Annotated in this window: 15 protein-coding genes; 8 read left to right on the forward strand and 7 right to left on the reverse strand. The window is 56.8% G+C overall.

The window, feature by feature from the left end:
* Positions 1-31: 31 nt before the first annotated feature.
* The 3 genes from ACOWVD_RS02620 to rnd all read left to right on the forward strand — a co-directional run bounded on the left by ACOWVD_RS02620 (position 32) and on the right by rnd (position 3,723).
* Positions 32-622 carry a Slp family lipoprotein gene (locus ACOWVD_RS02620; RefSeq protein WP_049240321.1) on the forward strand — a complete coding sequence of 197 codons (591 nt, stop codon included), beginning with the start codon at positions 32-34 and terminating at the stop codon, positions 620-622.
* A 209-nt stretch (positions 623-831) separates the two neighbouring features.
* A complete protein-coding gene (gene fadD, locus ACOWVD_RS02625; protein WP_004932309.1) occupies positions 832-2,520 on the forward strand; it encodes a long-chain-fatty-acid--CoA ligase FadD in 1,689 nt (562 codons plus the stop codon).
* 81 nt (positions 2,521-2,601) lie between these two features.
* On the forward strand, positions 2,602-3,723 hold the full coding sequence (gene rnd / locus ACOWVD_RS02630) for a ribonuclease D (RefSeq protein WP_015378121.1): 1,122 nt from the start codon (positions 2,602-2,604) through the stop codon (positions 3,721-3,723).
* Between the two features lie 237 nt (positions 3,724-3,960).
* On the opposite strand, the gene minE is transcribed toward rnd, so the two are convergent.
* The 3 genes from minE to minC are packed head-to-tail and all read right to left on the reverse strand — an operon-like array spanning position 3,961 to position 5,767.
* Positions 3,961-4,230: a cell division topological specificity factor MinE gene (minE, locus tag ACOWVD_RS02635; protein WP_004932303.1), complete on the reverse strand. Its 270-nt coding sequence runs from the start codon at positions 4,228-4,230 to the stop codon at positions 3,961-3,963.
* Between the two features lie 3 nt (positions 4,231-4,233).
* Entirely contained in the window at positions 4,234-5,046 is an 813-nt protein-coding gene (minD, locus tag ACOWVD_RS02640; protein WP_004932300.1) for a septum site-determining protein MinD, read from the reverse strand.
* Between the two features lie 25 nt (positions 5,047-5,071).
* Positions 5,072-5,767, reverse strand: a complete 696-nt coding sequence (gene minC / locus ACOWVD_RS02645) for a septum site-determining protein MinC (protein ID WP_004932297.1) — start codon at positions 5,765-5,767, stop codon at positions 5,072-5,074.
* Positions 5,768-5,903: 136 nt separating this feature from the next.
* Here minC and ACOWVD_RS02650 point away from each other — a divergent pair, with 136 nt between their 5' ends.
* The 4 genes from ACOWVD_RS02650 (at position 5,904) to ACOWVD_RS02665 (ending at position 8,511) form a co-directional block, all read left to right on the forward strand.
* A complete protein-coding gene (locus ACOWVD_RS02650) occupies positions 5,904-6,176 on the forward strand; it encodes a YcgL domain-containing protein (RefSeq protein ID WP_004932294.1) in 273 nt (90 codons plus the stop codon).
* An 88-nt stretch (positions 6,177-6,264) separates the two neighbouring features.
* A complete protein-coding gene (locus tag ACOWVD_RS02655) occupies positions 6,265-7,227 on the forward strand; it encodes a lytic murein transglycosylase (RefSeq protein ID WP_239504276.1) in 963 nt (320 codons plus the stop codon).
* 58 nt (positions 7,228-7,285) lie between these two features.
* Positions 7,286-7,942: a fumarylacetoacetate hydrolase family protein gene (locus tag ACOWVD_RS02660; protein WP_025159804.1), complete on the forward strand. Its 657-nt coding sequence runs from the start codon at positions 7,286-7,288 to the stop codon at positions 7,940-7,942.
* A 122-nt stretch (positions 7,943-8,064) separates the two neighbouring features.
* Positions 8,065-8,511 (forward strand): YcgN family cysteine cluster protein, encoded by a 447-nt coding sequence (locus ACOWVD_RS02665; RefSeq protein WP_004932284.1) that lies wholly within the window; start codon positions 8,065-8,067, stop codon positions 8,509-8,511.
* Positions 8,512-8,629: 118 nt separating this feature from the next.
* On the opposite strand, the gene ACOWVD_RS02670 is transcribed toward ACOWVD_RS02665, so the two are convergent.
* The 3 genes from ACOWVD_RS02670 to nhaB form a co-directional block, all read right to left on the reverse strand.
* Positions 8,630-9,391 carry an aspartyl/asparaginyl beta-hydroxylase domain-containing protein gene (locus ACOWVD_RS02670; RefSeq protein ID WP_048323832.1) on the reverse strand — a complete coding sequence of 254 codons (762 nt, stop codon included), beginning with the start codon at positions 9,389-9,391 and terminating at the stop codon, positions 8,630-8,632.
* A 648-nt stretch (positions 9,392-10,039) separates the two neighbouring features.
* On the reverse strand, positions 10,040-10,570 hold the full coding sequence (gene dsbB, locus ACOWVD_RS02675) for a disulfide bond formation protein DsbB (RefSeq protein WP_004932277.1): 531 nt from the start codon (positions 10,568-10,570) through the stop codon (positions 10,040-10,042).
* A 120-nt stretch (positions 10,571-10,690) separates the two neighbouring features.
* Positions 10,691-12,256 carry a sodium/proton antiporter NhaB gene (gene nhaB / locus ACOWVD_RS02680; RefSeq protein ID WP_033632859.1) on the reverse strand — a complete coding sequence of 522 codons (1,566 nt, stop codon included), beginning with the start codon at positions 12,254-12,256 and terminating at the stop codon, positions 10,691-10,693.
* Positions 12,257-12,499: 243 nt separating this feature from the next.
* On the opposite strand from nhaB, the gene fadR reads away from it, so the two are divergent.
* Complete coding sequence (gene fadR / locus ACOWVD_RS02685) at positions 12,500-13,219, forward strand: fatty acid metabolism transcriptional regulator FadR (protein ID WP_004932271.1); 720 nt, start codon at positions 12,500-12,502, stop codon at positions 13,217-13,219.
* A gap of 57 nt (positions 13,220-13,276) precedes the next feature.
* On the opposite strand, the gene ACOWVD_RS02690 is transcribed toward fadR, so the two are convergent.
* Positions 13,277-14,812 (reverse strand): SpoVR family protein, encoded by a 1,536-nt coding sequence (locus ACOWVD_RS02690; protein WP_016927460.1) that lies wholly within the window; start codon positions 14,810-14,812, stop codon positions 13,277-13,279.
* Positions 14,813-14,996 lie beyond the last annotated feature (184 nt).

Below are 14,996 nucleotides of genomic sequence, written 5' to 3' on the forward strand. Positions count from 1 at the left end.
AAAGTTACAGCCATTTCAGGAGATTGCGACCATGTTAATCCGCACTGCAAGTAAAAAGCTGTCGCTGCTGGCCGTCGCCTGCGGCGCGCTGGTTTTATCCGGGTGCGTCACCGTACCGGATGCGATCAAAGGCTCCAGCCCTACGCCGGTGACTCAGCTTTCCTCGGTACAAAATGCACCCAACCTGTTTACCGGTGCGGAAGCCCGCTTCGGCGGCACCGTGGTGAACGTCGCCAACGAACAAGGGCGCACGGTGCTGGAGATTGCGGCGGTGCCGCTCGACAGCGGTGCGCGGCCGATATTGGGTGAACCCTCGCGCGGCCGCTTGCTGGCCACGGTAAACGGTTTCCTCGAGCCGGTTGATTTCAAAGGCCAACTGGTGACCGTTGTCGGCCCCATTACCGGCCTGAAAGAGGGGCGGATCGGCATGACGCCGTATCGCTTCGTGACGATGAACGTGACCGGTTTCAAACGCTGGCATCTGGTGCAACAGGTGGTGATGCCGCCAGCGCCGATGGGGCCCTGGGGCTGGCGCGGAGGTCCGTGGGGACCCGGTTGGGGCGCAGGCTATGGCTGGTACAACCCTGGCCCGGCGCAGGTGCAAACCATCGTAACCGAGTAGCATACGCTTGATGTGAACAAATTTGACAGGGCGGCTCAGGCCGCCCTTTTGCTTTTTGGGATAAGGAATATCCGACAATTAGTGACGTACATCGCAACCTGAATAATGTTTAAAACCCGAACTGGTCTGCTGAGTTAAAATATTGTTATGGTTAGGCTGCGAGTTTGAGGGCTGCGATGATAATTAGTAATGATTTCAGGAGTAATACCTTGGATAAGGTCTGGTTAAAACGGTATCCGGCAGATGTGCCCGCAGAGATTGATGCCGATCGCTATTCGTCGTTGATCGAAATGTTTGAGCATGCCGTGCAGCGCTATGCCGATCAGCCCGCCTTTATCAATATGGGCGAGGTGATGACCTTCCGCAAACTGGAAGAACGCAGCCGGGCTTTCGCGGCTTACCTGCAAAATGAACTGGGCCTGAAGAAGGGCGACCGCGTCGCACTGATGATGCCTAACCTATTGCAATACCCCATCGCCCTGTTCGGCATTCTGCGCGCCGGCATGGTGGTGGTCAACGTCAACCCGCTGTATACCCCGCGTGAGCTGGAGCACCAGTTGAACGACAGCGGCGCCAGCGCCATCGTCATCGTTTCCAACTTTGCCCATACGCTGGAAAAAGTGGTGTTCAACACTCAGGTCAAGCACGTGATCCTGACGCGCATGGGCGATCAGCTGTCGGCCGCCAAAGGCACGCTGGTCAACTTCGTGGTCAAGTATGTCAAGCGTCTGGTGCCGAAATACAACCTGCCGGACGCCATTTCATTCCGCAGCGCGCTGCAGCGCGGCCGCCGCCTGCAGTATGTAAAACCGGACATCATTAATGCCGATCTGGCCTTCCTGCAATATACGGGCGGCACCACCGGGGTGGCGAAGGGCGCGATGCTGACGCACCGCAACATGCAGGCCAACCTCGAGCAGGCCAAGGCCGCCTATTCGCCGCTGTTCCGCGAAGGGCAGGAACTGGTGGTGACGGCGTTGCCGCTGTATCACATTTTCGCGCTGACGGTGAACTGCCTGCTGTTTATCGATCTGGGCGGGCGCAATTTGCTGATCACCAACCCACGCGACATTCCTGGGCTGGTGAAAGAACTGGGCAAATATCCGTTCACCGCCATGAGCGGGGTGAATACGCTGTTCAACGCGTTGCTGAACAACGAAGAGTTCCACAAGCTCGATTTCTCTACGCTGCGTTTCTCGGTCGGCGGCGGCATGTCGGTGCAAAAAGCGGTGGCCGAGAAGTGGGAGAAAACCACCGGTAAACACCTGCTGGAAGGTTATGGCCTGACGGAGTGCGCGCCGTTGGTGGCCGGTAACCCTTACGATCTGAAACACTACAGCGGCAGCATCGGCCTGCCGGTGCCGTCGACGGACATTCGTCTGGTGGACGACAATGGCCAGGATGTACCGCCGGGCGAACCGGGCGAACTGTGGGTCAAAGGGCCGCAAGTTATGTTAGGCTATTGGCAGCGCCCGGACGCCACCGACGAAGTGCTGAAAGATGGCTGGTTGGCGACCGGCGATGTGGTGACCGTAGACGAGCAGGGGTTCGTGCGCATCGTCGACCGCAAGAAAGACATGATCCTGGTCTCCGGTTTCAACGTTTACCCGAACGAGATCGAGGACGTGGTCAGCCAGCATCCGAAAGTGCTGGAATGTGCGGCGATCGGCGTGCCGAGCGAGGTCTCCGGCGAAACGGTGAAGATCTGCGTGGTGAAGAAAGACGCCTCGCTGACCAAGGAAGAGCTGTTGACCCATTGCCGTCGGCACCTGACCGGGTATAAAGTGCCTAAAATTGTTGAGTTCCGCGATGAACTGCCGAAGTCTAACGTCGGCAAGATTTTGCGGCGAGAACTGCGCGATGAGCTAAAAACGCCGAAGCCGGCCGATGCCGCCTAGGTGTCGCTCTCGCGCCTGACTATCAACAACGCCGGTGAATGCCGGCGTTGTTGTGTTTGAATCCTACAAGAGAATGATGTTTTGAATTATCAGTTGATCACTACCGATGCCGGATTGCAGCAGGTCTGCGAGCAGGCGAGAAAGCATGCCCAGATTGCGCTGGACACCGAGTTTGTCAGAACGCGCACCTACTATCCGCAGCTGGGCCTGATCCAGCTCTACGACGGTGAACAACTCTCCCTTATCGATCCTCTGCCGATCAAGCAATGGCAGCCGTTTGTCGACCTGCTGGCCGACACCGCCGTGGTGAAGTTCCTGCATGCCGGCAGTGAAGATCTCGAAGTGTTTCTCAACGCCTTTAAAACGCTGCCGACGCCGATGGTCGACACTCAGATCCTGGCGGCCTTTACCGGCCGGCCGCTCTCCTGTGGCTTCGCGACGCTGGTGGCGGAGTACATGAAGGTTGAGCTGGACAAGAGCGAGTCGCGCACCGACTGGCTGGCGCGCCCGCTGACCGAAAGGCAATGCGTGTACGCGGCCGCCGACGTGTTCTATCTGCTGCCGATGGCTAAACAGTTGGTGCAGGAGACCGAAGAGGCCGGTTGGACCGCGGCGGCCAATAACGAGTGCCTGCTGCTGTGCCAGCGCCGTAGCGAGACGCTGGCGCCGGCATTGGCCTACCGCGAAATCAGCAACGCCTGGCAGCTGCGCCCGCGTCAGCTCGGTTGTCTGCAGAAGTTGGCGGAATGGCGGCTGCGCCAGGCGCGTGAGCGCGATCTGGCGGTGAACTTTGTGGTGCGTGAGGAGAACCTGTGGCAGGTGGCGCGCTATATGCCGTCTTCGCTGGGAGAACTGGATTCGCTGGGTCTGAGCGGGCCGGAGATCCGTTATCACGGTAAAACGCTGCTGGCGCTGGTGGCGGAGGCCGAAGCGCTGGACGAGTCCGAGTTGCCGGCGCCGTTGGCCAACCTTATCGATCAGCCGGGCTACAAGAAGGTGTTCAAAGACATCAAGGCGGCGATCGCTACCGTCAGCGAGCAAAGCGGGTTGAGCAGCGAGCTGCTGGCATCCCGTCGCCAAATTAACCAATTGTTGAACTGGCATTGGAAACTGAAGGACGGCGAGAGTCGCCCTGAATTAATCAGCGGCTGGCGCGGCGATTTATTAATGGTGCCGTTGCAGGACATCCTGAAAGATTATTAATCGCTGGTTATCACCAGGGCAGGGTAGGGAAACTCTGCTCGGGTGAATATAGGCAGGAAATAATGCGTTGAAGGTAAATCTGGCCAGAATTTACTTTAAACGAGGTGGCGGCAAAGTTAATTGGGAATTGTCCCAAAGGGGAAAATCGATTTTTTGCTGCCGATAATGCTTAATAACTGGATGCACATACAGTTACCCCCTGCATAAAATATACAGGGGGTAATTAATGCGTCGCAATCATTTAGCTGCTTCTTCCGATTCCGGTAATGTCACGTTAAGTTCAAGTACCGAAATATCGTCCCCTTTCTGCTCGAACTGCACATGCAGCATTTCAGGATCGATCTGAATGTATTTGCAAATAACCGCCAGAATATCGCGTTTCAAATCAGGCAGATACGGGGGCTCACTGTCCCCGCGGCGACGCTCTGCGACGATAATCTGCAGCCGTTCCTTGGCTATATTGGCTGTCTGTTTTTTGCGGGACAGAAAGAAGTCTAATAAGGCCATGGTTTATCCCCCAAAAAGGCGTTTCAGGAAACCCTTCTTCTCTTCTTCAATGAAGCGGAATGGGCGTTCTTCCCCCAACAAGCGGCAAACGGTATCGTCATACGCCTTACCGGCGTCTGACTCGGCATCCAGAATGACAGGCTCACCCTGGTTGGAAGCGCGCAGCACGGACTGGTCTTCCGGGATTACGCCCACCAGCGGAATGCGCAGGATTTCCAGCACGTCTTCCATGCTCAGCATGTCGCCACGGCTGACGCGGCCCGGGTTGTAACGGGTCAGCAGCAGGTGTTCCTTGATAGGCGATTCGCCTTTCTCAGCGCGGCGTGATTTAGAAGAGAGAATGCCCAGGATACGGTCGGAGTCGCGTACCGAAGAGACTTCCGGGTTGGTGGTGATGATAGCTTCGTCGGCGAAATACAGCGCCATCAGCGCACCGGTTTCGATACCGGCCGGTGAGTCGCAGACCACGAAGTCAAAATCCATCTCGCCGAGATCGTTGAGGACTTTTTCAACGCCTTCACGGGTTAACGCGTCTTTGTCGCGCGTCTGCGAAGCCGGCAGGATATAGAGGTTTTCAGTGCGTTTGTCTTTGATCAACGCCTGATTCAGCGTGGCATCGCCCTGAATCACGTTCACGAAATCATAAACTACCCGACGTTCGCAGCCCATGATCAGGTCAAGATTACGCAGACCGATATCGAAATCGATCACGACGGTTTTCTTGCCTTTCTGGGCCAGGCCGGTAGCGATGGCCGCGCTCGAAGTGGTCTTGCCAACGCCCCCTTTACCCGATGTAACAACAATAATGCGTGCCATGAAATGGATTCCTTGTCAAAAGGGCTTAATTTAAAGGTTGTATGGTTAAAGCGTTATCCAACAGGCTGAGTCGTACGGCCTGCCCGACGTAATCGGACGGGATTTGGTCGCTCAACCAGTACTGCCCTGCGATAGAGACTAGCTCAGCCGCCAGGTGGGTGCAAAAAATCTGACATTGCGTGTCGCCTGACGCGCCTGCCAGTGCGCGACCGCGCATCATGCCGTAGACATGAATATTGCCGTCGGCAATCAACTCGGCGCCGGCGCTGACGCTGCTGGTCACGATAAGATCGCTGTTGCGGGCGTAAATCTGTTGGCCGGAGCGGACAGGCGTACTGATGATGCGCGTTTTGGCGGGGGCGTTATCCGCCACCACGGGCGCTGGTGCAGGCTCCGGCGCCGCCATTTTCTGGCCTTTGCCTTCGCTCAGCAGCGGCAGCCCGGCGCGGGCTATCGCGCGCTTTTGACGCTCATCTCTGCAACCGCTGATACCCACAACGCGCAGACCTGCTGCCGCGACAGCCTGTTGAAGTTCTTTCCAGTTCGCATCGCCTTCCAGCGTTGCGACGTTGATAACAACAGGGGCGTTTTTCAGAAAAGCGGGCGCTTGCTCAACTTTTTCCTGTAACGCCTGGCGTATTACCTCGGGCTGCGAATTATGCAAATGAACAACCGATAGGGTAAAACTGCTGCCTTTTAGCTCAATTGGCGATTGTGACATCTATCCTGACTCAGTCTCAGCAACTTTAAATCCCCGGAATACCACTCGGGGTGCGATATTCCGATGTACTATAAGCATGTTATAGTCAGAGTTATATCCAGGCAAGACGCTCCCTCAATTAAATAGAGTTAAAAAAATGCTTTGTGTGATCTATAGAAGCCCGAAACGCGATCAAACTTATCTTTATGTCGAAAAAAAAGACGATTTCTCTCGTGTGCCGGAAGAGCTGATGAAAAGTTTCGGCGTGCCGCAATTCGCCATGATGCTGTCGCTCGATGAGCGCAAGAAATTGGCCTCGGCGGATATCGAAAAGGTGAAGCAGGCGTTGAAAGACGAAGGCTATTATCTGCAGTTCCCGCCGCCGGTTGAAAACCTGCTCAATCAGCATCTGGCGGGCGATAAGGCCTGAGACAGTCGCCACGGCCAGGGGAGGCGCGATGACACGTTCGGCGAGAAAGACCGTATTGGCCGCCTGGTTGGCGCTGGGCGGGGTGCTGATGCCCGGCGCATCGCAGGCGGCGCAGGAGACGACGCTGGCGGTGAGCGGCCGCGATCCGGCGCAGTTCCCGGCGTATGTCGATCAACTTAAGCGCCGGGCGCGGGAACAGGGCATCAGTCAGGCCACCCTTGATCGCGCGTTTGCGCAAATCCATTTCGTCGATCGGGTGATCAAGGCCGATCGCAATCAGCCGGAGCAGAAGGTAACCCTGGACGACTATCTACGGCGGGTGATGTCGCCCGCCAAGGTGCGCCAGGGGCGCGAACTGTATCGGCTGCGCCATGCGCAATGGTCGCGGGCCAGCGAGCGCTATCGGGTGCCAGGGCGTTATATCATCGCACTGTGGGGGATGGAGAGCGCCTACGGCAAGATTCAGGGGCGGGAAGACGTGGTGTCTGCGCTGGCGACCTTGGCGTTTGAAGGGCGCCGTGAAGCTTTTTTCAGCCAGGAACTGATGGCGGCGCTGCAGATAGTCGAGCAGGGGCACGTCGGCGATACGCCGCTGAAAGGCTCCTGGGCCGGCGCGATGGGGCAATGCCAGTTTATGCCGAGCTCCTTCTTGCGCTACGCTGCGGATGGCGACGGCGACGGGCGCATCGATATCTGGAATAACATTGACGACGTTTTCGCGTCTACAGCCAGCTACTTGTCCAAAGAGGGTTGGCAGCCCGGCATCGGTTGGGGGCGCGAGGTCAAATTGCCCGCCGGTTTCAACCGGGCCGAACTGGGTCTGAAAGACGCGCAGGCGCGCAGCGTCAACGACTGGCAAAAACGCGGCGTGCGCCGCGCGGATGGCAGTGCGTTGCCGCATGCTGTGCAGCGCGGTTGGATTATCGCGCCGGATGATCTGCAGGGGCGGACGTTCCTGGTCTATGATAATTTCCGCACCCTCATGCACTGGAATCGTTCTTACTATTTCGCTCTCGCCGTGGGTATGATGGCAGACGCGATCGGGCATTGATCCGGCACACCAATAATCGGCTTGGCGCGCCAAGCCTCTACAGTTTGGGAGAAGCGGTATGTATCAACATAGAGACTGGCAGGGTTCGCTGCTCGATTTCCCGGTGAACAAGGTGGTCTGCGTCGGCAGCAACTACGCCGATCACATCAAGGAAATGGGCAGCGCGGTGTCCGTCGAACCGGTGGTGTTTATCAAACCGGAAACGGCGTTGTGCGATATCCGCCAGCCGGTGGCTATCCCCAAAGAGTTCGGTTCAGTGCACCATGAGGTCGAGCTGGCGGTGCTGATCGGCACGCCGTTGAAACAGGCCAACGAAGATCGCGTTGCGCGGGCGATCGCCGGTTACGGTGTGGCGCTCGATCTGACGCTGCGCGATCTGCAAGCGGGCTTTAAAAAGGCCGGTCAGCCGTGGGAAAAGGCCAAGGCCTTCGACGGTTCCTGCCCGATGTCGGGATTTATCCCGGTGGCGGAATTCGGCGATCCGCAAAACGCCGAGCTGTCGTTGACCGTCAACGATCAATTGCGCCAGCAGGGCAATACGCGCGACATGATCACGCCAATCCTGCCGCTTATCAGCTACATGAGCCGCTTCTTCACGCTGCGCGCCGGCGACATCATCCTGACCGGCACGCCGCAGGGCGTGGGCCCGATGGCTTCCGGCGACATGCTGAAAATCAGCCTGAACGGCAAAACGCTCAGCACCCGGGTGATCTGATTTCTCCTTGCCGCCGGCATCGTCGGCGGCAAAGCTTGCATCTTGTGGCTAAAATGTCTATATAGTCCCCCCTCGAACCTGCGCGCAGGTGACTTATCCATTTACCGAAACCGGACGCTAACATGTCACAACTCGCTTTTTGGCAACAGAAAACGCTGGCGGAAATGTCAGAACAAGAGTGGGAATCGCTGTGCGACGGGTGCGGGCAATGCTGTTTGAATAAGCTGATCGACGAAGATACCGACGAGATTTATTTTACCAACGTAGCCTGCAACCAGCTCAACATCAAATCCTGCCAATGCCGCAACTACGAGCGGCGCTTCGAGCTGGAAGAAGACTGCATCAAACTGACGCGCGAAAATCTCACCACCTTCGATTGGCTGCCGCCTACCTGCGCCTATCGTCTGATTGGCGAAGGCAAGCCGCTGTTCCCCTGGCACCCGCTGATCAGCGGCTCCAAAGCGGCGATGCACGGCGAGCGCATCACGGTGCGGCATATCGCAGTGCGCGAGAGTGAAGTGGTGGACTGGCAGGATCATATCCTCAACAAGCCGGACTGGGCCAGATAACGCCGGCCCCCTTGCGCAGCAAGACGCGTTTTCATGCAAGAGGGCGGCGTGTCAGGACACGCCGCCCTCTGCAATTGCGCTAACCGGCAGGCGTGAGGTTATCGCATAAGCCGTCACTTCACTCTTTTTTGTCGCGGCGGCGCCAATTGGCCAGATTTTTCAGCGGCTGCTTCACGTAAGGGCTGGCTTTAATCAGGCTGAACAGCAGTTTATTTACCGCCGTCCCCACTTTGTCCATCGGCCGGTCGATATCGAGAAACAGCACCGCACGCAGTTCGTCGGTATCATTGCGCACCTCGTGTTCATAAGAGTCATCAAACAAAATGACCTTGCCTTCATCCCAGTGCAGGATCTGATCGTCGACGCGGATCCAGAGCTTGTCCCGATCCTTTGGCACGATCAATCCCAAATGCGCGCGCACCACGGCACGAGTCGGACCTTTGTGGGGGACGATGTGATAGTGCGGCTTAAGGATCGAAAACATGGCGGTGCGCATGCCGGGGATCTCGCTGACCGCCTGTGCGGTGTGCGGGCAAATGGCGCAGTTCTCATCAACGCGCTGTCCGTAGACAAATAGCCCGAAGGTTTTCCAATTATCCCCTTTGGAGATGCGTTTCTGATCCGGTGATATTTGATGGAACGCGGGGATGTCCTCCGGGTGCTCCAGTAACCGATCCAACTCCTGGCGAATGGCTGGCCAACGGGCTTCCAGCGCCGTCACCCAATTAAATTCATGATTACCGATCCGCGGCGTGGTGGAGATGAGCGAATGGCGAGTTTGAAACTCGCCGTTCCAGCGCAGGAATTTTTTCCCTGCTTTGAGCAGCATGCGCCGCAGGAACGGGCGCTGAGACGTGGTGGGAAAGGTGCTATCCGGCATAAATCGTGTCCTTGATGTCATTGGCCTACTGCTTTCAGCATAAGGAAAGAATCACGAACGATTTTAATCATTAGTGCGCGAGTGATGGCCGATGAGTGATACCGCGCAGAGTTAAATTTGAATGATTTCTTTAAAGACAGCGGGGACTGACGGTTGGGGGAGAAGGAAAAAAGCCCCTGCAAAGATGAGGGGCAAGACACACAACAACACCAGGGAAATCGGTAGTACTCACTTTGCCGATACTATAAGGATTTTATGGGTAAACTTCACCAAAATATTGTGCTCTGAATGTGACAAAGGTGCAGTCGTTCATAAGTAACGGTAATTTATTGATGCTCGAAGGCTGAAAGGAATGAGCCAGAGCGGCCAGTTTTTAGTCGCCGATATCGCAGAAGTTTAATGTTATGTAAATTACTCGCTTAATTGTGCCGGGATGCTTCTTTTTAAACGATAAGTTGGGTAATTTGGCCGCTCTCCCGCAAGTTCGAGAGTATAACAATGAAAATGATCCGCCTGTTTGCCGTAGCTGGAGCGCTGATCGTGCTCGTTTACTTCCTTACACATACCTGAGGTGGCTTTATCTCGGAATGTGGCAGCAATACCTAAAAAAAGGGCGCCTTCCGGCGCCGTTTTTTGTTTGTCTGCCGATCAGCGGCCGAACAGGTCGCGGCGGCGTGGGCGAACAAACTGCGCGATCAGCACAATCAGCGCCACCAGCAGATAGGCGCCGAAGATGCCGACCAACCATTGCGGCATTTCCAACGTCAGGAATTGCCATTGACGCACGGAGCAGTCACCGGAAGCGTGGAACACCGCCGGCAGCCATTTGTCCAGCGGCAGCCAGGACGGGAAGCTGACGAAGAAATCGCAGGTATTGAATGGCGAAGGATGCAACTGGATCATGGTGTGCTTCCACGCCAGCTGTACGCCTTCCCAGGCGCTGTAGATCCACAGCAAGATCGCCGCGTAGCGCAGCGGCGTTTTCGGCGCGATGGCGCCCACCAGCGAGGCGCCGAGGATACCGAACAGCGCGCAACGCTCGTAAATGCACATCACGCACGGCTGCAGCAGCATAACGTGCTGGAAATAAAGCGCGACCAGTTCCAACACCAACGCTGTCAGGGCCATCAGCAGCCAGGCGCCGCGTCCTTGTGAACAGCGGTTAAAGAATTGCAACATATCTAGATTCTTCCATGCAGTAAGCAATTGAACCGGCAGTGTAAACCAATTCCTCTTCGCTGCCAGCCACCTGGGCCGGATTCAGCGTAAAAATAGTCGGTTCACCCTGCCGACGCCGTCTCAGTGGCCGACGGCGTCGATGGACGGCAGCGTCAGCCAATGCCACTGCGTCAACAGCTCGGTCGCCGGTTCCAAGGTGAACTGGACGCACAGCAGGCCAACCACCGTCAGCACCACCGTATAAGGCAGGGCCATCCATACCATGCGGCCATACGACAAACGCACCAGCGGCGCCAGCGCAGACGTCAGCAGAAACAGAAACGCCGCCTGCCCGTTAGGGGTAGCGACCGAGGGCAGATTGGTGCCGGTATTGATGGCGACCGCCAGCAGCTCGAACTGCTTCAGCCCGATAGCGCCGGTTTCCAGCGCGGTGCGCGCCTCGTTGATGTAAACCGTGCCGACGAACACGTTGTCGGAAACCGACGACAGCAGGCCGTTGAACAGGTAGAACAGCGAAAGCTGAGAAGCGGGCTCGGCGCGCAGCACAAACTGGATCACCGGGCTGAACAGGTGCTGCTCGATGATGACCGCGACCACGGTGAAAAACACCGTCAGCAGCGCGGTGAACGGCAGCGCTTCCTGGAACGCTTTGCCGATGGCGTGCTCGTCGTTCACGCCGCACAGGGAGGTGGCGAGAACGATGACCGACAGGCCAATCAGCCCCACTTCAGCCAGGTGGAAGGCCAGCGCCAGCACCAGCCAAACGCCGATCAGCGCTTGCATCACCAGTTTGAGCCGTTCTTGCTTGCTACGGCCCGCAGTGGCCTTGCGGTCATACTCTTTCAGCACGTCGCGTACCGCTTCCGGTAGCTGCGCGCCGTAGCCAAACAGGCGAAAACGTTCTACCAGCCAACAAACCAGCAGGCCGCACACCAACACCGGCAGCGTGACCGGCGCCATTCGCAGGAAGAAATCGATAAAACCCCAGCCCGCGTTTTTGGCGATGATCAGGTTTTGCGGCTCGCCCACCATGGTCATGACCCCGCCGAGCGCGGTGCCGACGCCGGCGTGCATCAGCAGGCTGCGCAGAAAGGCGCGGAATTGCTCCAGCGTCTGTTTGCGCTCTTCGCCGGTAAAATCGCTGTCATCGCCGATGTCGCCGTCGGGGCGATTCGACGTCACGTTGTGATAGATGGAATAGAAGCCGGTGGCCACGCTGATCACCACCGCCACGACCGTCAGCGCGTCGAGAAAGGCGGAAAGAAAGGCAGCGGCCAGGCAGAACGCCAGCGACAGCAGCGTTTTCGAGCGGATGTTGAGCAGCAGCTTGGTGAATACGAACAGCAGCAGTTGCTTCATAAAGTAGATGCCGGCCACCATAAAGATCAGCAGCAGCAACACGTCCAGATTATGTTCGATTTCCTGCGAGACCTGCGCCGGGCTGGTCATGCCGATGGCCACGGCCTCGAGCGCCAGCAGGCCGCCCGGCAGCAGCGGGTAGCATTTCAGCGCCATCGCCAGGGTAAAGATGAACTCGACCACCAGCAGCCAACCCGCGATAAACGGGCTGGCGAAAAAGAACACCAGGGGGTTGATCGCCAGAAAAATGAGAATGGTCAGTTTGTACCAGTCGGGAGATTGCCCCAGAAAATTTTTGAGCAGGGCGCTACGCAGGGTTGTTTCCATTGTGCTCTATGCATCCTTCAATCAGTCGTAGCACGTACCCTAACAATGCGGCGGGGGCGTGCGCAACCTGAGCTTGTTTTACGATGAGAAAATTCCCACGACCGGTATTTTTGCTCGTTTTTTGCCACGTTATGCACACTTTCGTTTATTGTTTTTCGCCCACGCTATGTCATGTCAGCACGATCTGGTATGATGAGCTGATTACTTTTACTGATTTTATCGTCGCAACGGAACGTCAAACACATGGTCATAAAGGCGCAGAGTCCTGCCGGTTTCGCGGAAGAGTACATTATTGAGAGTATTTGGAATAATCGCTTCCCCCCTGGCTCTATTTTGCCCGCGGAGCGTGAGCTTTCGGAGTTGATTGGCGTCACGCGCACCACGTTACGTGAAGTGTTGCAACGTCTGGCCCGCGATGGCTGGTTGACCATTCAGCATGGCAAACCGACCAAAGTGAACAATTTTTGGGAAACGTCCGGCCTCAATATCCTTGAGACGGTGGCCCGTCTCGATCACAAAAGCGTCCCTCAGCTGATCGATAACCTGCTGTCCGTGCGCACCAATATCGCGTCGATCTTTATTCGCGCCGCGGTGCGCAATCATCCGGAGCAGGCCCAGGAAGTGTTGGCGAAGGCCGCCGAGGTAGAAGATCAGGCGGACGCTTTCAATCTGCTCGATTACGAGATCTTCCGCGGTCTGGCGTTCGCTTCCGGCAACCCGATCTACGGCCTGATCTTCAACGGTCTGAAAGGGCTGTACACCCGCGTGGGCCGTTACTACTTCTCCAATCCGGAAGCGCGCAAGCTGGCGCTGGCCTTCTACAGCAAGCTGTCCACGCTGTGCCATGAGAAATTGTACGACCAGGTGATGGATACCGTGCGCAGCTACGGTAAAGACAGCGGAGCGATTTGGCAGAGCATGCAGGGCACCATGCCGAGCGATCTGACCGAAGCGCGTCGTTAATCGCGAGTCAATGAAATAAGAAAGGGCGCCATGCGGCGCCCTTTGTCGTTGTGGCGGTTACAGCGGCGTAGGCCGCGGCGGGCAGCGATCGAGCAGCTCTACACTGCCGTCTTCATTTTGCTGCTCGAGGATCACGTCGAAGCCCCACAGGCGATGCAGGTGCTTCAACACGTCGCGGCGGCTCTTATCCAGTGGCGCGCGTTCCTGCGGGATGTAGCGCAATGTCAGCGAGCGGTCACCGCGCAGATCCACGTTCCAGATCTGAATGTTCGGCTCATGGTTGCTCAAGTTGTATTGCGCCGACAGCTCCTGGCGGATCGCCCGGTAACCGGCTTCGTTATGGATCGCGGCAATCTCCAGATAGTTGTTGCGATCGTCGTCCAGCACGGTGAACAACCGGAAATCGCGCATCACTTTGGGTGACAGGAACTGGCTGATAAAGCTCTCGTCCTTGAAGTCGCGCATGGCGAAGTGCAATGTCTCCAGCCAGTCTTTTCCGGCGATGTCCGGGAACCAGTAGCGGTCTTCTTCGGTCGGCGATTGGCAGATGCGCTTGATGTCCTGGAACATGGCGAAGCCCAGCGCATAAGGGTTGATGCCGTTATAGTACGGGCTGTTGTACGGCGGCTGATACACCACGTTGGTGTGGCTGTGCAAAAACTCCAGCATAAACCGCTCGGTCACTCGGCCCTCGTCGTACAGATGGTTGAGGATGGTGTAATGCCAGAAGGTGGCCCAACCCTCGTTCATCACCTGAGTCTGCTTTTGCGGGTAGAAATACTGGCTGACTTTGCGCACGATGCGCAACACCTCACGCTGCCAGGGTTCCAGCAGCGGTGCATTCTTTTCGATAAAATAGAGGATATTTTCCTGCGGTTCGCTCGGATACCGGCGCGCCTGCTCCGGCGATTCTTCGCGTTCAACGCGTGGCAAGGTCTTCCATAACGTATTCACCTGGCTTTGCAGATACTCTTCGCGGCTTTTCTGGCGCGCTTTCTCTTCCACCAGGGAGATTTTCTGCGGGCGCTTGTACCTGTCGACCCCATAGTTCATCAGCGCATGGCAAGAGTCCAGCAGTCGCTCCACTTCATCGACGCCGTAGCGCTCTTCGCACTGGCTGATGTAGTGGCGGGCGAACAGCAGATAATCGACGATGGAGCTGGCGTCGGTCCAGCTGCGGAACAGATAGTTATTCTTGAAGAACGAGTTGTGGCCATAGCAGGCGTGCGCCATCACCAGTGCCTGCATGGTGATGGTGTTCTCCTCCATCAGGTAGGCGATGCAGGGATTGGAGTTGATGACGATTTCATACGCCAGCCCTTGCTGGCCCTGTTTGTAGCGCTGTTCGGTTTCGATGAACTTCTTGCCGAAGGACCAATGGGTATAGTTGATCGGCATGCCGACGCTCGAATAGGCGTCCATCATCTGCTCGGAGGTGATCACCTCGATTTGATGGGGGTAGGTGTCGAGTCGGTAATGCTTGGCGACGCGGTCGATCTGCTCCAAATACACCTGCAGCAGTTCGAACGTCCAGTCCGGTCCATCGCTCAGACGTTTATCATCCTTAACCTTTTCATGTGTTGAAGTAGTCATCAGCGCACCCTCATTATTCACGGGTCTTGCTCAAACGGCAGACCCTGTAACAAGCATAGTTCAAGTCATAATTAACCATTGCAAATCAGTGAAATAAAAATGCCGGTACGCAAAGGGGCGAACGGCGGTCAATCCGGCGCCCGTCCCGGCAGAAGGCGGTGCGGCACCGCACTTCCTCTTCGAG

The sequence above is a fragment of the Serratia sp. SA088 genome (genome assembly GCF_049065515.1).
Taxonomy (GTDB): Bacteria; Pseudomonadota; Gammaproteobacteria; order Enterobacterales; family Enterobacteriaceae; genus Serratia; species Serratia nematodiphila.